The sequence below is a fragment of the Rhodococcus sp. NPDC003382 genome (genome assembly GCF_053589135.1).
This window is the reverse complement of record NZ_JBSFRH010000016.1, coordinates 26212-44206: the sequence shown is the minus strand read 5'-3', so window position 1 is coordinate 44206 and position 17995 is coordinate 26212. Positions and strand designations below refer to the sequence as shown.

At 70.6% G+C, this 17995-nt stretch carries 17 protein-coding genes; 5 read left to right on the top strand and 12 right to left on the bottom strand.

Annotated features, from left to right (window positions below; genetic code table 11):
• Positions 1-2 precede the first annotated feature (2 nt).
• Genes ACWDUD_RS13200 through ACWDUD_RS13185 form a run of 4 tightly spaced genes read right to left on the bottom strand, consistent with a single transcriptional unit; the run spans position 3 to position 5246 of the window.
• Positions 3-1601, bottom strand: a complete 1599-nt coding sequence (locus ACWDUD_RS13200) for an acyl-CoA carboxylase subunit beta (protein ID WP_197251451.1) — start codon at positions 1599-1601, stop codon at positions 3-5.
• Positions 1598-2746, bottom strand: a complete 1149-nt coding sequence (locus ACWDUD_RS13195) for an acyl-CoA dehydrogenase family protein (RefSeq protein WP_248676207.1) — start codon at positions 2744-2746, stop codon at positions 1598-1600. Before ACWDUD_RS13195 ends, ACWDUD_RS13200 begins: the two co-directional genes overlap by 4 nt.
• Positions 2743-4458 carry an acyclic terpene utilization AtuA family protein gene (locus ACWDUD_RS13190; protein ID WP_248676206.1) on the bottom strand — a complete coding sequence of 572 codons (1716 nt, stop codon included), beginning with the start codon at positions 4456-4458 and terminating at the stop codon, positions 2743-2745. The genes ACWDUD_RS13195 and ACWDUD_RS13190 overlap by 4 nt, the downstream gene beginning before the upstream one ends.
• Positions 4455-5246 (bottom strand): TIGR03084 family metal-binding protein, encoded by a 792-nt coding sequence (locus ACWDUD_RS13185; RefSeq protein ID WP_248676205.1) that lies wholly within the window; start codon positions 5244-5246, stop codon positions 4455-4457. The genes ACWDUD_RS13190 and ACWDUD_RS13185 overlap by 4 nt, the downstream gene beginning before the upstream one ends.
• Positions 5247-5362: 116 nt before the next feature.
• Between ACWDUD_RS13185 and ACWDUD_RS13180 the strand changes: the two genes are divergently transcribed.
• Positions 5363-6256 carry an EamA family transporter gene (locus tag ACWDUD_RS13180; RefSeq protein ID WP_197251447.1) on the top strand — a complete coding sequence of 298 codons (894 nt, stop codon included), beginning with the start codon at positions 5363-5365 and terminating at the stop codon, positions 6254-6256.
• A 70-nt stretch (positions 6257-6326) separates the two neighbouring features.
• Here ACWDUD_RS13180 and ACWDUD_RS13175 read toward each other — a convergent pair whose 3' ends face one another.
• Positions 6327-7226, bottom strand: coding sequence for a LysR family transcriptional regulator (locus ACWDUD_RS13175; protein WP_450109616.1), 900 nt, complete (start codon positions 7224-7226; stop codon positions 6327-6329).
• A 102-nt stretch (positions 7227-7328) separates the two neighbouring features.
• On the opposite strand from ACWDUD_RS13175, the gene ACWDUD_RS13170 reads away from it, so the two are divergent.
• Positions 7329-8375 carry a YeiH family protein gene (locus tag ACWDUD_RS13170; RefSeq protein ID WP_450109615.1) on the top strand — a complete coding sequence of 349 codons (1047 nt, stop codon included), beginning with the start codon at positions 7329-7331 and terminating at the stop codon, positions 8373-8375.
• Between the two features lie 24 nt (positions 8376-8399).
• On the top strand, positions 8400-8852 hold the full coding sequence (locus tag ACWDUD_RS13165) for a PaaI family thioesterase (RefSeq protein ID WP_248676202.1): 453 nt from the start codon (positions 8400-8402) through the stop codon (positions 8850-8852).
• Between the two features lie 8 nt (positions 8853-8860).
• Here ACWDUD_RS13165 and ACWDUD_RS13160 read toward each other — a convergent pair whose 3' ends face one another.
• The 6 genes from ACWDUD_RS13160 to ACWDUD_RS13135 all read right to left on the bottom strand — a co-directional run bounded on the left by ACWDUD_RS13160 (position 8861) and on the right by ACWDUD_RS13135 (position 14152).
• A complete protein-coding gene (locus tag ACWDUD_RS13160) occupies positions 8861-9190 on the bottom strand; it encodes a DUF202 domain-containing protein (protein ID WP_197251444.1) in 330 nt (109 codons plus the stop codon).
• Positions 9187-9555: a YidH family protein gene (locus tag ACWDUD_RS13155; RefSeq protein WP_197251443.1), complete on the bottom strand. Its 369-nt coding sequence runs from the start codon at positions 9553-9555 to the stop codon at positions 9187-9189. Before ACWDUD_RS13155 ends, ACWDUD_RS13160 begins: the two co-directional genes overlap by 4 nt.
• A gap of 46 nt (positions 9556-9601) precedes the next feature.
• Positions 9602-10054, bottom strand: coding sequence for a QcrA and Rieske domain-containing protein (locus tag ACWDUD_RS13150; RefSeq protein WP_248676199.1), 453 nt, complete (start codon positions 10052-10054; stop codon positions 9602-9604).
• Between the two features lie 58 nt (positions 10055-10112).
• Positions 10113-10619 (bottom strand): QcrA and Rieske domain-containing protein, encoded by a 507-nt coding sequence (locus ACWDUD_RS13145; protein WP_450109614.1) that lies wholly within the window; start codon positions 10617-10619, stop codon positions 10113-10115.
• 113 nt (positions 10620-10732) lie between these two features.
• Positions 10733-12256, bottom strand: a complete 1524-nt coding sequence (locus ACWDUD_RS13140) for a DHA2 family efflux MFS transporter permease subunit (protein ID WP_248676096.1) — start codon at positions 12254-12256, stop codon at positions 10733-10735.
• 213 nt (positions 12257-12469) lie between these two features.
• Positions 12470-14152: an FAD-dependent oxidoreductase gene (locus tag ACWDUD_RS13135; protein ID WP_248676095.1), complete on the bottom strand. Its 1683-nt coding sequence runs from the start codon at positions 14150-14152 to the stop codon at positions 12470-12472.
• A gap of 167 nt (positions 14153-14319) precedes the next feature.
• Here ACWDUD_RS13135 and ACWDUD_RS13130 point away from each other — a divergent pair, with 167 nt between their 5' ends.
• Together ACWDUD_RS13130 and ACWDUD_RS13125 are read left to right on the top strand one after the other, a co-directional pair.
• Positions 14320-15186, top strand: coding sequence for an acyl-[acyl-carrier-protein] thioesterase (locus ACWDUD_RS13130; RefSeq protein ID WP_450109613.1), 867 nt, complete (start codon positions 14320-14322; stop codon positions 15184-15186).
• Positions 15183-15674 carry a SixA phosphatase family protein gene (locus ACWDUD_RS13125; protein WP_248676093.1) on the top strand — a complete coding sequence of 164 codons (492 nt, stop codon included), beginning with the start codon at positions 15183-15185 and terminating at the stop codon, positions 15672-15674. The genes ACWDUD_RS13130 and ACWDUD_RS13125 overlap by 4 nt, the downstream gene beginning before the upstream one ends.
• 22 nt (positions 15675-15696) lie before the next feature.
• Here ACWDUD_RS13125 and ACWDUD_RS13120 read toward each other — a convergent pair whose 3' ends face one another.
• Positions 15697-17946 carry an MMPL family transporter gene (locus tag ACWDUD_RS13120; RefSeq protein ID WP_248676092.1) on the bottom strand — a complete coding sequence of 750 codons (2250 nt, stop codon included), beginning with the start codon at positions 17944-17946 and terminating at the stop codon, positions 15697-15699.
• Positions 17947-17995: the final 49 nt, after the last annotated feature.

The following is a 17995-nucleotide window of genomic DNA, read 5'->3' as shown; positions in this document are numbered from 1 at the left end:
CCTCACATCCGGAAGACGCCGAAACCGTCGGCGCCTTCGATCGGGGCGGTGGCGATCGCCGACAGGCACATCCCCACCACGGTTCGGGTGTCCCGGGGGTCGATGACGCCGTCGTCGTAGAGACGCCCGGACAGGAACATCGGAAGCGATTCGGCTTCGATCTGCTGCTCGATCGCGGCCCGCATCGCCTCGTCGGCGGCCTCGTCGAACGCCTGGCCACGCGCTTCGGCAGCGGCACGACCCACGATCGAGACGACACCGGCGAGCTGCGCCCCGCCCATCACGGCGGATTTCGCGCTGGGCCACGCGAACAGGAACCGCGGATCGTACGCGCGCCCGCACATCCCGTAGTGCCCTGCGCCGTAGGAGGCGCCGATCAGGATCGAGATGTGCGGGACCGTCGAGTTGGAGACCGCGTTGATCATCATCGCGCCGTGCTTGATCATGCCGCGTTCCTCGTATTCCCGGCCCACCATGTAGCCGGTGGTGTTGTGCAGGAACAACAGTGGCGTGTCCGCACGGTTCGCGAGCTGGATGAACTGCGCGGCCTTCTGCGATTCCTCGTTGAACAGCACCCCGCGCGCGTTGGCGAGGATCCCGACCGGGAATCCGTGCACCTGCGCCCAGCCGGTCACCAGCGACGAGCCGTACAGCGGTTTGAACTCGTCGAAGTCGGAGTCGTCGACGAAGCGAGCGATCACCTCGCGCGGGTCGAACGGCTTGCGCAGATCCTCCGGCACGATCCCGAGGAGTTCCTCCGGATCGTGGCGTGGTTCGCGGACGCCGGGGCGCGGAGCCGGACCCTGCTTGCGCCAGTTCAGCCGCCGGACGATGTTGCGCCCGATGCGCAGCGCGTCGTATTCGTCGACGGCGAGATGATCCGCGAGACCGGAAGTGCGCGCGTGCATTTCGGCACCACCGAGGGACTCGTCGTCGGACTCCTCACCGGTGGCCATCTTCACCAGCGGAGGGCCGGCGAGGAACACCTTGGACCGCTTCTCGATCATCACGACGTGGTCGGACATCCCCGGCATGTAGGCGCCACCGGCGGTGGAGTTCCCGAAGACCAACGCGATGGTGGGAATCCCGGCCGCGGACAGGCGCGTGAGGTCGCGGAACAACCGCCCGCCCGGGATGAACACCTCCTTCTGGGTGGGCAGGTCGGCGCCGCCGGACTCGACGAGCGAGATCACGGGCAGCCGGTTCTGCAGAGCGATGTCGTTGGCGCGCAGACTCTTACGCAGAGTCCACGGATTGCTGGTGCCGCCGCGGACGGTGGGATCGTTGGCGGTGATCATGCATTCGACGCCCTCGACGACGCCGATCCCGGTGACGATACTCCCCCCGACCGGGAACTCGGTGCCCCACGCGGCCAGCGGGGACAGCTCCAGGAACGGCGAGTCGGGGTCGATCAGCATTTCGATGCGTTCACGCGGCAGCAGCTTGCCCCGCGCGCGGTGCCGCGCGACGTACTTCTCGCCGCCGCCGGCGAGGGCCTTCGCGTGCTCGGCGTCGAGTTCGGCGAGTTTGGCGGTCATCGCCTCCGAGGCCGCGCGATACTCCGCCGATGCCGGGTCGATCCGGGTGGTCAGCACGCTCATCCGGTGTACCCCAATCGTTTCGCGGCGAGCTCGGTGAGGATCTCGGAGGTGCCGCCGCCGATGCCGAGGATGCGCATGTCCCGGTACTGGCGTTCGACCTCGGATTCGGCCATGTAGCCGAGCCCGCCGAACAGCTGGACGGCCTGGTTCGCGACCCATTCGCCCGCCTCGACGGCGGTGTTCTTGGCGAAGCACACTTCGGCGATGAGGTCGCCGTCGCCCTCCAGGGAGCGTTCGACGACGCGCCGCGCGTAGACGCGGGCGACGTCGATGCGGCGGGCCATCTCGGCGAGGGTGCGTTGCACGGACTGGCGGGTGATGAGGGGACGGCCGAAGGTTTCACGGTCGCGGCACCACGCGACCGTCAGATCGAGGCAGCGCTGGGCACCGGAATAGGCCTGCGCGGCCAGGGCGATGCGTTCGGCGACGAAGGCCATGGCGATCTGCCCGAATCCGGTGTTCTCGGGGCCGACCAGGTTCGCGGCGGGGACCCGCACGTCCACGTAGGACAGTTCGGCGGTGTCGGAGGCGCGCCAGCCCATCTTGTCGAGCTTACGGGACACCGTGAATCCCGGTGTGCCCTTTTCGATCACGAGCAGGGACACCCCACCCGCTCCGTCACCGCCGGTGCGCACGGCGGTGACGACGAAGTCGGCGCGGCATCCGGAGGTGATGTACGTCTTGGCACCGTTGACGATGTAGTGATCGCCGTCGCGGACGGCCCGGGTCGTCAGGTGCCCGACGTCGGAGCCGCCTCCGGGTTCGGTGATCGCGAGCGAACCGATCAAGTCTCCTGCGAGCGTCGGCGCGACCCACCTGCGGATCTGGTCGGGATCGCCCGCCGCGATCAGGTGCGGCACCGCGATGCCGCAGGTGAACAGCGACGCGAACGCACCGCCGGAGGCGCCGGCCTCGTGGAACGCCTCGCAGATCGTCAGGGTGTCGGCCGCGTCGCCGCCGGACCCCCCGACCGATTCGGGGAAGCCGGCGCCGAGCAGCCCCGACGCGGCGGCCTTCTTGTGCAGGTCGCGGGGCAGTTCACCGTCGCGTTCCCAGTCCGCGAGGTGCGGCAGGATCTCGCGTTGCACGAAGCCGGTCACGGTCTCGCGCAGAGCGGTGCGTTCAGGGGTGGTCCAGATGCTCACGCGGTGGCCTCCAGCAGGGATTCGGGAATGTCGATGTACCGGGCGCGCAGCCATTCGCCGAGGCCCTTGGCCTGCGGATCGAATCGGGCCCCGGAGGCGACACCGCGCCCGAGGATGCCTTCGACGACGAAGTTCACCGCTCGCAGGTGCGGCAGCACGTACCGGGTCACGGTGAGCGGCCACGTCTCGGGCAGCAGTTCCTTCACGGCGTCGACGGTGAGGACGTGGACGAGCCACCGCCACTGATCGTCGGTGCGGACCCACACGCCGATGTTGGCGTCGCCGCCCTTGTCGCCGCTGCGGGCCCCGGCGACGGTGCCGAGCGGGACGCGGCGGACGGGTCCCGGCGGCAGCGGATGCGGCAGGTCCGGTTCGGGCAGCGGTTCGAGCGGGCAGGTGGGCGTCACCGGTTCGATCGCGACCGCGGTTCCGTCCGGCAGCACCGCGGTGTGCGGGACCAGACCGGCGTCGACGTAGGCGGCGGTGTACACGCCGTAGGGCGCGCCGTTTCCCGGCGGCGCGGTGAGCGAGAAGCCGGGATAGCTCGCGAGCGCGAATTCGACTGCCACGGAAGAGAATGCGCGTCCCACCACGTTCGGGTCGCGGTCGCGGGCGGTGCAGCGCAGCAGAGCGCTCGCGGCTTCCTCGGTGTCGGCGTCGGGGTGGTCGGTGCGGGCCAGGGTCCAGTCGAGTTCGGCGGGCCGGACGGTCAGGTTCGCCTCGACCTGCCGCCGGGTGAGCGCGGCCTTGGCCTCGATGTCGAGTCCGGTGAGCACGAACACCGCTTCGTTGCGGAACCCGGCGAGCGAGTTGAGGCAGACCTTGAGCGTCGGCGGCGGCGCTTCACCGCGCACCCCGCTGATGCGGACCCGGTCGGGTCCGTCCGGGGTGAGCTGCGCGGTGTCGAGCCGCGCGGTGACGTCGGGTCCGGCGTAGCGACCGCCGGTCACCTCGTAGAGCAGTTGCGCGGTGACGGTACCGACGGTGACCGCTCCCCCGGTGCCAGGATGTTTGGTGATGGTCGACGAGCCGTCGGCGGCGATCTCGGCGATCGGGAAGCCGGGGCGGTCCAGGTCGTCGATCTCGGTGAAGAACGCGTAGTTGCCGCCGGTGGCCTGGGTGCCGCACTCGATCACGTGCCCGGCGACGACGGCTCCGGCGAGTGCATCGAAATCGTCTCGGGCCCAACCGAAGTGCGCGGCCGCAGGCCCGACGATGACGGAGGCGTCGGTGACGCGCCCGGTGACGACGATGTCGGCACCGGCCTCGAGGCACCGGACGATTCCCCATGCCCCGAGGTAGGCGTTGGCGGTCAGCGGTGGCGGATCGGTCGCGAACCCGAGTTCGCCGACCCGGCCGATGAGGTCGTCGCCCTCGACGTGCGCGACGGTCGCATCGACGCCGAGTCGCCCGGCCAGTTCGCGCAGCGCGGCCGCCAATCCCGACGGGTTCAGGCCGCCGGCGTTGGTGACGATCCGGACGCCCTTGTCGAGCGCGAGACCGAGACAGTCCTCGGCCTGACGCAGAAATGTCTTGGCGTAACCGAGATTCGGATCCTTCATCCGATCGCGGCCGAGGATCAGCATCGTCAGTTCGGCGAGGTAGTCGCCGGTCAGATAGTCGAGGTCGCCGCCTTCGAGCATCTCTCGCATCGCCGCGAGCCGGTCACCGTAGAAGCCCGAGCAGTTGCCGATCCGCACGGGTGCGCTCATCGGGCCGCCCGGCTGTCGCGGCCGGCGCCGGGCGGGCCCGCGAACGCCTGGGCCAGGTCGAGCCAGGCGTCGGCGTCGGGTCCGGTGGCGACGAGCGCGGTGTCGCCGCGGTGCACGCGCTGGGTGACGAGACGGCAGAAATCGAGGACCGGTCCGGTGACGGACTGGGCGGCGTCCGCCGGTCCCCATTCCCAGACGGTGCCGTCGGGGGCGTCGAGTTGCACCCGGAACGGCTCGGCGGGCGGGGTGCGGTCGTGCACGACGAATGCGAAGTCGCGGGTGCGGACGCCGAGGTGCGCGACGTGGCGCAGCCGCGCGGTGGGAGTCCGGGTGACGCCGAGTGCGTCGGCGACGTCGCCGCCGTGCGCCCAGGTCTCCATGAGCCGGGCCGTCGCCATCGATGCGGCGCCCATCGGCGGGCCGTACCAGAGGATCTTGGTACCCGCCGGGACCGCGGCGAGGGCGTCGGCGAGTTCGCGGCGGGCGGCACGCCAGTCGGCGAGCAGTTCCGCGGGAGGCCGGGCGGCCAGCTCGGTGGCGCCCTTGTCCACGAATCCGGTCGGGTCGGCGAGAGCGTCCTGCGCGGCCGCGACGAACGCGTCGGGGTCGCCGATCGCGAGGAGCGCCGCCCGGTCGGTCCACAGCAGGTGACCGATCTGGTGAGCGACGGTCCAGCCTTCGGCCGGCGTCGGTGTGGCCCACTCGTCGGCGGGAAGGTCCGCGACCAGGGCATCGAGGTCGTCGCCCTCGGCGCGCAGGTCGTCCAGAAGCGTGCGCAGCTCCGTCATGAGACAAGAGTCACACGCCGTCCGCCAGAAATCAAGCATTCGTGATTGTTTTTTGTCGCGCGTGGCCGGCGACCGCTGGTTAGGGTTCGCAGGGAGCGTCGGACAGTGGAGGCCACATGCGATACCCGGAGCCGGCGCGACGCGCGGTACCCGTCGCCGCGGTTCTCGGATCCGTGCTGTCGATCCAGTTCGGTGCCGCGTTCGCCAGCACCCTGTTCGATCGGGTCGGTGCGGCCGGCACGGTCACCCTGCGCCTGGTCATCGGCGCAATCGTGCTGTGCGCGGTGGCCCGGCCGGCGTCGATGGCGCGGTCGACGACGCGCGCGGCGGCGCGGCGGTGGACGCGCGCCGAGTGGCGCGGGGTGCTCGCGCTCGGGGCGAGCCTGGCGGTGATGAACGCGTTCTTCTACGAGGCAATCGCGCGGCTGCCGCTCGCCGTCGCCGTGACCATCGAGTTCCTCGGGCCGCTGACGCTCGCGGCCGTGCTGTCGCGTCGTCTCCGGGACGGGCTGTGGGTGCTGCTCGCGCTCGCCGGTGTGGTGTTGCTCGGCGTCGGCGGGAACGGGTTCGACTCTGCGGCGCTCGACCCGCTCGGTGTCGCGTGCGCGCTGGTCGCGGCCTCGGGGTGGGCGTGGTACATCGTCGCGGGTTCGCACGTCGCGACGAACCTGGCCGGAACGGCGGCGCTCGCCGGGGCGACGACGGTCGCGGCGGTGGCCGTGCTGCCGTTCGGCGTCGCCGCGGGCGGTACCGAACTGCTGTCCCCCGGCATTCTCGCCGCCGGCTTCGGGGTGGCGATGCTGTCCTCGGTGATCCCCTACTCGCTGGAGATCCGCGCGCTGCGTGATCTGCCGAAGGGGGTGTTCGCGATTCTCATTGCCCTCGAGCCCGCGGCGGCGGCACTGGCCGGGTCGGTGGTGCTGGGGCAGTTCGTCGACCTCCCGGCGGCGGTGGGGATCGCGTTGGTGATCGTGGCCGGGGTGGGGGCACTGCGCGGGTCGCGCATATGAACCCCGTGCGGGTCGCGCGGGTGATGCACCGCGCTGCTGTCTTATCCGTCGGCGGTTGTTTCGCCGGCGATCACGACGCCCGCGTCCGCACGATCATGCGCACCAACTCCCCCGCCGGGCCGGCCAGCGCGCGCGGCGGACGCCACACCGCGCGCAGCGTGCGGGACAGGTCCAGCCCCTCGATCTCGACGACCCGCAGTTCTCCCGACGCGAGGTGGTCGGCAACGGCGAGGGTGCTGAGCACCGCCGGGCCGACACCGCTCAGGACGCTGGTGCGCACCGCGGCGCCGCTGCCCAGCTCGAGCAGCGGGGCGGGCCGGTCGTACTCCTCGAGTGCGAGATCCAGGGTGCGCCGGGTGCCCGAGCCCTGTTCCCGCACCACGAGCGGGGTCGCGGCGAGTTCCGCCACGGTCACGGGGCGCCGGCGCCGTACCCACGGATGGTCCGGGGTGACGACCACGACGAGGCGGTCCCGGGCGACCTCGACGCTGTGCAACCCCTCCGGCACGGTGGGCCCCTCGACGAATCCGACGTGGACGCGACCGTCCGCGACCGCGTCGCACACCTGCATGGAGTTGTGCACCTGCAGCTGGATCTGCACGTCGTCGCGCACCGCCCGGAACCGGCCCAGCCATCGCGGGATGAGGTGTTCGGCGACGGTCATGCTGGCGGCGACGGTCAGTTCGGCGTGCCGCTCGACGCGCAGCGCGTCGGCGGCGTCGAGGAGTTTGCGGACGTCGTCGAGCGCTTCCCGCGCCCAGTGCGCGACGACGGTTCCCTCTGGGGTGAGCGACGATCCGGCGCGTCCCCGCCGCACCAGCCCGGTGCCGAGTTGCTGCTCGAGCCGTCGCAGGGACCGGCTCGCGTTGGGTTGCGCGATGTCGGCGGCACGCGCGGCGGCCCCGAGACTGCCGTGGTCGTCGACGCCGACGAGGAGCTCGAGCGCGGTGAGGTCGGGCCAGTCGGTCATGACCGAATGATATGTCCGTCCCCCTACTCATATCGATTCGATATGTCGTCATGCGGTTTCGGGGTCTAGTCGCGAGGCCCGCCGAACGAAATCATCGAATGCATGATCACCGTGCCCGCGGCCCCCGCGCTGCGTCTGCCCGCCTCCGCCCCGGGCCTGCTGCTGTGCGCAGGGGGCGCAGCAGTCGCACTCGGTCTCGGCCGCGCGGTCGGGGTCGCCCCGCTGCTCGTCGCGATCCTGCTCGGGGTCGCAGTGGCCAACACCGTCCTGCGCCGCGAGGGCGCGACGGCGACCCGGATGCTCGCGCCCGGAACGGCCGTCGCCGCCAAGAACTTGCTGCGCGTCGGTGTCGCGCTGCTCGGACTACAACTGCTGGTCCCCGACGTCCTGGCGCTCGGATGGGGCACTCTCGCCGTCGCGGTCGCGGTGGTCGCGCTCGGCATCGCCGGCACCCTGTGGCTCGGCGCGCGGCTCGGACTCGGCTGGACCCAGCGCCTGCTCATCGCGTGCGGATTCTCGATCTGCGGGGCGGCCGCGGCGGCCGCCGTCGACGGCATGATCTCCGCGCGCACCCGCGAGCTGCTGACCACGGTCGCTCTCGTCGTCGTGTTCGGCACCGCCATGATCCCGCTGCTGCCGGCGCTCGCGGGTGGTCTCGGACTCGACGGCACGCAGGCCGGGATGTGGGCCGGTGCAGCCGTCCACGAGGTCGCGCAGGTCGTCGCCGTGGGAGGTGCCCTGGACACCACGACGGCGGCGGGAGGCGCGCTGACGGTGGCGGTGACCGTGAAACTCGCGCGGGTGGCGCTGCTCGCGCCGGTCGCCGCGGGTGTCGGGATCGCGGCCCGGCGCCGCGGTGAGACACCGGCGGACACCCGCAGACCGCCGCTGGTTCCGCTGTTCCTCGTCGGGTTCCTCGCCTGCGCCGCGCTCCGCGCGACCGGGATGCTGCCCACGACCGTCCTGCAAACCGCACATTCGGTGCAGGTCGCGCTGCTGGCGGCCGCGATGTTCGCGCTCGGCACGGGCGTGCGCCTCGACATGCTCCGCGGGATCGGTTGGCGCCCTGTCGCCCTCGCCGGATTCGCGACGGTGTGGGTCACGGCGATCGCGCTGGCCGGGGTCGTGCTGGTCCACCCGCTCGGGTAGCTCGGATAGGGCACACTGCCGTTCATGGAAACCCAGGATTTCGACGCCGCTGCTTTCGACGCCGCTGCTTTCGACGCCGCTGCCGCCGTCCTGGCCGCCCAGCCGTTCAGTGTCCTGGTCGGTGCGCGCCTGAGCGCCTACGCGCCGCCGCGTGCGGTACTCGAGATTCCGATCCGTCCGGAACTGCTGCAGCAGTTCGGTTTCGTCCACGGCGGGGTGTTGTCGTACGCGGCGGACAACGCGATCACGTTCGCGGCGGGCACGGTCCTGGGCCCGTCGATCGTCACAACCGGTTTCACGGTGGACTATCTGCGGCCGGCGAAAGGTGTGCTGCTGCGCGCCGAGGCCGCAGTCGTCGAATCGACGAAGCGGCAGGCGCTGTGCCGGTGCGAGATCGTCGCGGTCGCCGAGGACGGAACCGAGAAGGTGTGCGCGGCGGCGCAGGGCAGCGCGCGGTTGATCGACCTCTCGCGCTAGGGCAGGCTCTATCCGCTCGTCGCGATCAGGACCGCCGACGCGAGGGCGAGCACCGCGACCGCGACGGTGACGGTGAGGTTGCGCCACCAGTGATGCGCGACCGTCCCGGCTGCGAATCGCCGGACCCGCGCACGGTGGCCGTGACCGGCGGTAATCAGTAGGTACAGCGCGGGGGTCAGGCACAGCAATCCGATCGAGACGATCGCGACGTCCGGCCCCGGCGTGAAGCGCATGAATCCGAGGGCGACAGCACCGAGCACGGCGGCGGTGCGCAGCCACGCGAGGCTGGTGCGTTCGGGCTGCAGCCCGGGATCGTCGTGGGTGGTGTACCGGCTCATCGGAGGATCGCCACCGTCAACACCACGGCGGCGACGGCCAGCATCCCGGCCAGCAGGAACGCCGCCCAGGGCGGCGACAGGGGGCGTTCGGTGCGCATGGCTTCCTCGACGCGCACCCAGCGGATCAGCGCGCCGATGACCAGAACAGCGGCGAACACCAGCAACACGCACGACACGGTCGTGCGGACCGCGGTGCTCACCACGTCGCCCCCGAACGTCTCGAGCCCGACCGCGGCCGCGATGATGCCCAGCGACGTACGGATCCACGCCAGGAAGGTCCGTTCGTTGGCGAGGGTGAACCGCGGGTCGGGTTCGGTTCCCTCCCGCAGCGCGCGCGGCCGCCAGTCCCGTCGGGGTGCTGTCACAGATACGAACACTAGCGGCGCCGGGGCACGGCGAGGCGGTTCCCGGCTACGAGACGTACACCTGACCGTCGCGAATCTCGGTGGTCTTGCCCGGCAGCGAACGGGTTGCGGGCCCGTGCGCGACCGTGCCGTCGAGGTTGTACTTGCTGCCGTGACACGGGCAGTTGACGGTGCCACCGCTGACGTCGGCGACCGTGCAGCCCTGATGCGTGCACACCGCGCTGAACGCGAGGACCTCACCGTCGGTGGGCCTGGTGACCACGATCTCCGGCACGGGGAACACCACGCCGCCGCCGACCGGGACACTGTCGACCGCGACGAGCGGCCCGACCGGTGCGGCGGACGTGCGGGACGCCTCGGTCCGGGTACCGGCTCGCGTCGTGGTGGCGCCGCCGCTGCCGGTACCTGCGCTGCCGCACGCTGCGGTTGCCGCGGCGGCGACGATCCCGGCGCCGATCAGCACCGTGCGGCGATCGACGGTGAACCGTTCAGGATCCATGGGCGCTCCGATCGTCTGCGTCGGAATCTACTCCCGCCCCGGAGACGACGGTCCCGGCTCAGCCGACGACGAGATCGGTGCCGCGCGCCTCGACGGGGCGCGTCTTCAGGGGCTTCTTCGCCGGGCCCTGCGCGACCGTGCCGTCGAGCCGGAAACGGCTTCCGTGGCAGTTACACACGATTTCGTCCCCTTCGACGCCGCTGATGTTGCAGCCGGAGTGGGTGCAGATCGCGACGAACGCACGGAAGTCGCCGGCGACCGGCTGGGACACGACCAGACGCTTGCCTTCGATCATCACGGCTCCGCCGACGGGCACGTCCGAGACCGCGGCGACGACCTCCGCGTCCGGCCCGGGGGGCGCGGTCGTCGTCGCGACGAGTTCCCCGCCCGCAGCCCCCGCCTCGGCCCCCGCGCCGGCCGAGGCGCCGCACGCGGTGAGCGCCGCGGTCGCCGCGACGGCCCCGGCACCGCCGAGCAGGACTCGACGCGGCAGTGTGGTCGGTGTCGTGGCTCGTGTCTCCGATGCTCCTCCGACGGCACCACTGTCGCGGTGTTCGGTCTTCATTCGCGTTTCCGTTCCGATCGCCGTGATGTGCGCCGGAAAGCCTATCGACGACGCCGGGCGCGGGCAGCGACCTGCGTCACTGCCCGCGCCCGGCGGTGTGTGGATGTGCGGTGTCAGTGCACGACGACCGGCGCTGCCTGGTCGGCGTGCTCCGAACGCGTGCGCGGCAGGAACGCGGCCGGGATCAGTGCGAGCACCATGACGCACGTCGCGACGAGGAAGGTGGTTCCGAATGCGTCGGCGAGCGAGGACAGGATCGACTGCTGCACCTCGGGCGGAAGCTGCGCGACCATGTCGGCGTCGGGGGTCGCGGCGCCCTCGGGGGCACCGGCGGGAGCGGCCATCTGGTTGGTGAGGATCACCGACATCGTGGCCGTACCGATCGAACCGGCGACCTGCTGCACGATGTTCATCAGCGTCGATCCCCGCGCGATGCTGTGGTCGGTGAGGGTCTGCAGCGCCGCGGTCATCGTCGGCATCATGGTGCAGCCCATGCCCATACCCATCACGAACAGGGCGCCGAGGAGCAACACGTACGAGGTGTCGACGCCGACCTGCGTGAACACCGACATGCCGACGCCGATCAGGGTCAGACCGACCAGGACGATCTTGCCGGGGCCGATCCGGTCCACGAGCTGACCGGCGATCGGCATCGTGAGCATCGCGCCGATGCCCTGCGGGGCGAGCAGCAGACCGGCCGACAGCGTGGTCTCACCCCGCACCTGGAGGAAGTAACTGGGGAACAGCAGACCCGCGCCGAAGAAGCCGATGGCGAACACCGACATGGTGAGCACCGCGAAGGTGAGCTGACGGTTGCGGAACAGGCGCAGATCCACCAGCGGGTTCTTCGCACGCAGCGCGTGGAACACGAACGCCGCGATCAGGATCACACCGATGATGCCGTTGATCAGCACGCGCGGAGACGCGACGGTCCCGACCTCGGGAATCGACGAGACGCCGAACAGGAACAGCGCCAGACCCGGCGACAGCAGCAGCATGCCGACGAAGTCGAACGACTCGGATTCGCTGGGCTCGTCCTTGGGCAGCACGACGAATGCGGTGATCAGCGCGACGATGCCGATCGGCAGGTTGATGAGGAAGATCCAGTGCCAGCTCGCGGACTCGATCAGCCAGCCGCCGAGGATGGGGCCGCCGATGGGGCCGAGCAGCATCGGGATACCGAGCACTGCCATGACGCGGCCGACGCGGTGCGGGCCGGCGGCACGGGTCATGATCGTCATGCCGAGCGGCATGAGCATGCCGCCGCCGAGGCCCTGCAGCACGCGGAACGCGATGAGCGAGGTGATGTCCCACGCCATGCTGCACAGCACGGAGCCCGCGACGAACAGCACGAGCGCGGTCAGGTACAGCCGCTTCGAGCCGAACCGGTCGGCCGCCCAGCCGGTCAGCGGGATGACGCTGGCCAGCGCCAGCGTGTAACCGGTCATCGTCCAGGCCACGGTGGCGTAGCTGGCCTGGAACTCCTGCATGAACGTCGGCAGAGCGACGGACACCACGGTGACGTCGAGGATGGACATGATGGCACCGAGGACCACCACGGAGGCGATCTTCAGTACGGCAGCGTCGAGTTTGCCGTCGGACGCGGCGACGTTGGAACCCTCGGATGGGGGTGTCATGGGTGTTTCTCCTGGGTCGCAGGTGGCACAGTGCACGCCCACCCGCGCCGAGGACGACGTCGGAGAAGCGCGTGATGACTCATCAGCGAAGTCGCGGTGCCGATGTTCCGCGATCGTAACGAGTTCCGCCGACGCACCCCAAGTGACTTAATTTTCGTGGCTCGGCATATCCGCTGGTCAGGCGGCCCCAAAACGGTCCCTGGGCGACCTACGTCACATCGGGACCAGGCGACGGAACAGCCGGGCCGGTCCGCGACGGGCGCCGATCTCGACGAGCCGGGCGCGATCGGTGATCTTGACCCGCGGGCGGCCCTGCGCCCGGCCGGCGGCGCGCTCGGCCTCGTCGATCGCTTGCCAGCCCCGCAGATCCACCCGGTTCGGGCGGCGCGAGGCGAGCAGGCGCGTCAGCTCGCGACGTCCCGCGGCCGGTGCGGTCAACCGGCCGGCGTCGAAGTCTGCGAGCAGTGCCGCGACCGTCTCCTTCGCACAGGCCTTGTTGGTGCCGATGACCCCGCTCGGGCCACGTTTGATCCATCCGGTGACGTACACGCCGTTCTCGACGCGGCCGCCGGTGTTCGGGACGACGCCGCGACGCTCGTCGAACGGCACGCCGGGCACCGGCACGCCCCGGTACCCGATCGACCGCAGCACCAGCTGCGCAGGCAGATCCTCGTGGTCGCCGGCGGGCCGGGCCACGAGCGTGCCGTTCTCCCCTTCGATCAGCTCGTTGCGTACGAGCCGGACACCGGTGACGCGGTCGTCGCCGAGCAGTTCGGTGGGCGAGGTCAGGTACCGGAAGACGATGCGCTTGCGCCAGGGGATCGGCTGGGTCTGCGCGTACTCGCGCGCGAGACGCATGCGCAGCTCGACGGCGGGATCGGCGGCGGCGAGCCGTGCGCTGACCGGATCGAGTTCCAGCTCCGACTCGTCGACGACGACGTCGACGCCGTGCAGATCGCGCAGCGCCAGGAACTCGGGGTTGCTGTAGGCCGCCTGGGCCGGACCCCGCCGGCCGAGGAGCACGACCTCCCGGATGGCGCTGCGGCGCAGGGCCTCCAGCGCGTGATCGGCGATGTCGGTGCGGGCCAGCTCGTCGACGTCCGTCGTGAGGATCCGGGCGACGTCGAGCGCCACGTTGCCGTTGCCGACGATCACCGCGGTGGTTCCGCTGAGGTCGAAGGTGCGGTCCGCGTAGTCGGGGTGCCCGTTGTACCACCCGACGAATTCGGTGGCGGCGTGGCTACCGGGGAGGTCCTCGCCGGGGATGCCGAGGTGCCGGTCGGCGGAGGCACCGACGGCGTAGATCACGGCGTGGTGGTGGGCGAGCAGATCGGCGTGGGAGAGGTCGCGGCCGATCTCGACGTCGAGGTGCAGTCCGAACGCGTCACGCCGGAACGACCGCTCGAACGACTCGGTGACCGTCTTGGTGCCGGGATGATCCGGTGCGACGCCGGCGCGGACGAGACCGAAAGGAGTCGGCAGCCGGTCGAACATCTCGACCTCGACGTCGGAGCGTTCGAGCAGCTCCTGCGCGGCATAGCAGGCGGCGGGCCCCGCACCGACGATCGCAACCCGCAACGTGCCGCGATCGCGCGGCGGCGCCGGGGTGGGTGTGAGCGGAAGCCAGCCGTCGGGCGTCGGGTGCGCGGCGTAGTAGGCGGCGTTCAGTTCGGCGAACCGGGCCCGCTCCGGGGTCAGGGTGTCCTCGGGGAAGATCGCCTCGACCGGGCACGCGTCGGCGCAGGCACCGCAGTCGATGCAGGTCTGCGGGTCGATGTGCAGCATCTCGGCGGTCGCGAATTCCCGTTCCTCGGGGGTCGGGTGGATGCAGTTGACCGGGCAGACGGCCACGCAGCTCGCGTCGTTGCAGCACGTCTGGGTGATCACGTAGGCCATGGTCTGGGTCCTCGGGAGCCGGGCGGCCGGGCCGCCGCATTTCATGTGACACTGCGTAACAGTTAAATGCGACTGTAGTCGCCTCGCCACGAACACCGCAAGACACACTGCACACGACGTCCGCTCCTGCGAGAATCGGGCGATCCACGAACGCAAGGGGGCTGCGGATGGGGACCGACACGACTGCCACACCGTCGGCGACACAACCGCTCAGCGATCTACCCGCGGACGCGTCGCCCTACACCACGGAACGCACCGTCCGCACCGGCGACGTCGACAACAACCAGCGGCTACGGCTCGACGGCATCGCCCGCTATCTCCAGGACATCGGCACCGACAACCTCGCCGCCCTCGACGCGACCGGCACCGATCCCCTCTGGATCGTCCGGCGCACCGTCATCGACGTGCACCGTCCCGCGCGGTACCCGCAACACCTGCGGCTGCGCCGGTGGTGCGACGCACTGTCGACGCGATGGGCCAACATCCGGGTGCGGATGGACGAGATCGAACCCGACGGCGAAGGAGCCCTGATCGACACCGCGGGATTCTGGATCGACATCAGCCCGACCAGCGGCGCCCCCACCCGCATCAGCGATCCCCTGTTCGAGCGCATGGCGCGGCACGCCCACGACACGCGGCTCCGGTGGCGCGCATGGCTCTCCCCCGACGCCGACGGCACCGACCACGCCGCGCCGTTTCCGCTGCGTGTCACCGACATCGACCCGTTCGACCACGTCAACAACGCGACCTACTGGCACGGCGTCGAGGAACACCTCGCCGCGCGCAGCGACCTGCAGGACGGCCCGTACCGGGCGGTGGTCGAGCACCTGCGCCCCGTCGTCGCCGGCGACGAGCTGACCATCCGCACCCGCCACGAGGACGACGCGCTCTCCCTGTGGTTCACCGTCGGCGACGAGGTCCGGGCCGTCGCCAGGGTCGCGCGGGCGACGGTCACGAAGGTGCCGACACCCGGCAAATCCGGCATCGCCACTCCGTCCGGCAACGGGTCGGAACACCTACGGTGGGACGCATGACGCGCACCCTCATCCTGCTGCGACACGGCAAGTCCGCGTACCCGGAAGGCGTCGCCGACCACGAGCGTCCGCTGGCCCCGCGCGGGCGACGTGAAGCCGGGCTCGCCGGCCGGTGGCTCCGGGCACACCAGCCGCCGATCGACGCAGTGCTGTGCTCCACGGCGGTGCGCACCCGCAGGACGCTGACCGAAGCTGCGATCGAAGCGCCGGTCGACTTCCGGGACGACCTGTACGAAACGACCCCGGACATCCTCATCGACGCCGTCCGCACCGTCGACGACGACGTGGCGACCCTGCTCGTCGTCGGCCACGAGCCGACGCTGTCGCGGACGGCGCTGTTGCTCGCTCCCGATCACGAGAGCGAGGCCGCCCACCAGCTCGCCGAGAAGTTCCCCACGTCCGCCGTCGTGGTGCTGACGGTCCGCGGAGCCTGGCACGAACTCGAGGCCGGCCGCGCCGAGCTCACGGACTTCCACATCCCCCGCTGACGTCCGCCCGGAAACCCGTCCGTCAGGGCACCTTCGCCACAGCCTCGTCACCACTCGACGCCGCGCCCCCCGACATACCGGTGCCGGGGTCGTTGCTCTCCGGGCGGCTCCGGCCCTGGATCTTCGCGTGGAACCGTGCGAGCGGCGCCGGCGCCCACCAGTTGAGCCGCCCCATCAGCTTCATGAACGACGGCACCAGCAGAACCCGGACCACCGTGGCGTCCAGGACGACCGCGAGCGCCATCCCGACCCCGAACATGCGCATCAACGCCACCGACGACGTGCCGAGCGCGGCGAAGACGATCGCCATGAGCAATGCCGCGGCCGTGACCACCCGGCCGGTGTGGGCGAGCCCGCGCGCCACCGCCTCCTCGTTGGATCGGCGGGTGCGGTCCGAATCCACCCAGAACTCCCTGATCCGATCGAGGAGGAAGACCTCGTAGTCCATCGACAACCCGAACGCGACGCAGAACATCAGGACGGGGACGATGGCGACCAGGAAGCCGGTGCCCGTGGCACCCAGACCGCCCAGGTGGCCGTCCTGGAAGACCCAGACGAGGAACCCGAACACCGCCGAGAGCGAGAGCAGGTTCATCACGAGTGCCTTGATCGGAAGCAGGACGCTCCCGGTGAGCACGAACAGGACACACAACGTCGTCAGCGCGATCAGACCGAGCGCCCACGGGAGTGTGCCCATGATCCCGTCGACCGCATCCCGGTCGTGCTGCTCCTTGCTGTGGAACAGCGTCTCAGCGGGAGCCGGCACCGCGCGCAGATCGGCCAGCATCGTCGCGAGGTCGTCCCGGGCGTCGGACGAGGTGGCGATCGTCAGCATCGCCGCCCGGCCCGCGACGGCACCGGGATCGCCGTTCGCAACCCTGACCCCGCCGACGTAGGTGCCCTCCGGCGCCAGTACCGCCGCGACCCCGTCGACCGAGGACAGGCCTGAGGCATAGGTGTTCAGCTCCGACCGCACGGACGCCCCTTCGGGCAGAACGATCTGCGTCTGCGCGAGAGCACTCTGGGCGAAGTCCGCGCTCAGTTGCTCTGCGGCCCGCCGCGGCGGCGCATCCTCCGACAGGACCCGTTCGTCGGGATACCCGAGGTCGATTCCGAGGATCGGCGCGCCGACGGCGAGAAGCAACACGACGAGCGACGCAGCCACCACCGCCGAGTTCCGCATCACGCGGTGCGTGAGCCGGTACCACCCCGACCGCTCGACGGGCCGTTCGGCGGCGGCCCGCCGTGCGCTCTTCCGCACCGCGAACATCTCCAGGCGATCACCGAGGACGGACACGATCGCCGGGGTGACGGTCATCGTCACCAGAACGGCGAAGGCGACCACGGCGACGCCGGCGTACGCGAAGGACCGCATGAAGTACAGCGGGAACAGGGCCATGGCGGACAGGCTGAGCCCGACGATCAGACCCGAGAACAGCACCGTCCGTCCGGCCGTGCTCATCGTCCGGACCAAGGCGTCGGCACTGCCGAATCCGGCGGCACGTTCGTGTCTGTACCGGTTGACGATGAGCAGGCTGTAGTCGATCGCGAGTGCCAGGCTCAACGATGCGGCGAGGTTGAGCGCGAAGATCGACACATCGGTCACGAGTGTGATCGCCCTGAGGATGCCTGCCGTGGCGACGATCGTCGCCACCCCGACCGCGACCGGGATCAACGCCGACACCACACTGCCGAACACGAACACCAGCACGACGAACGTGATCGGCACGGCGATCGATTCCGCGAGGAGCAGGTCCTTCTCCAACTGGGTGGACATCCAGTCGTAGACCATCCCCTCGCCCGCGACATCGATCTCCACGTCCCCGGTGGAACCGCCGTACTCGTCCGCGAGCGCCCGCGAGTTGGCGGCACCGTCGTTGTCACCGCCCCGCACACCGGCGACCACCAATCCCGTCGAGCCGTCGGTACTGCGCAACGCGATCGCCAGTTCGGGGTTGCCCCAGAGCGACACGACCGATGTCACCCTCGGATCACCGGCGAGATCCTCCGCGATCCGGGTACCGGCAGCGCGGGCCGTCGGCGAATCCGCCCCGTCCCGGGCCTTCACCGAAAAGACCAGTGTCATCCCGCCGCGGTCGAAGACTTCTTCGAGTTGCTGTGCAGCAACGGAGGATTCGGCGGTCGGAGCGACGAACCCTCCCGCGCCGAGGTGCGAGGCCACCCCGGCGCCGAACACACCCAACATCGCCACCACGGCGATCCAGATGCCCAGGAGCAGCCGCGGCGCGGCGATTGCAGTGCGCGTTGCCATCTTGATCACTCGGGTCCCTGCCTCACGGAATCGTTCGCTTCGCCCCACA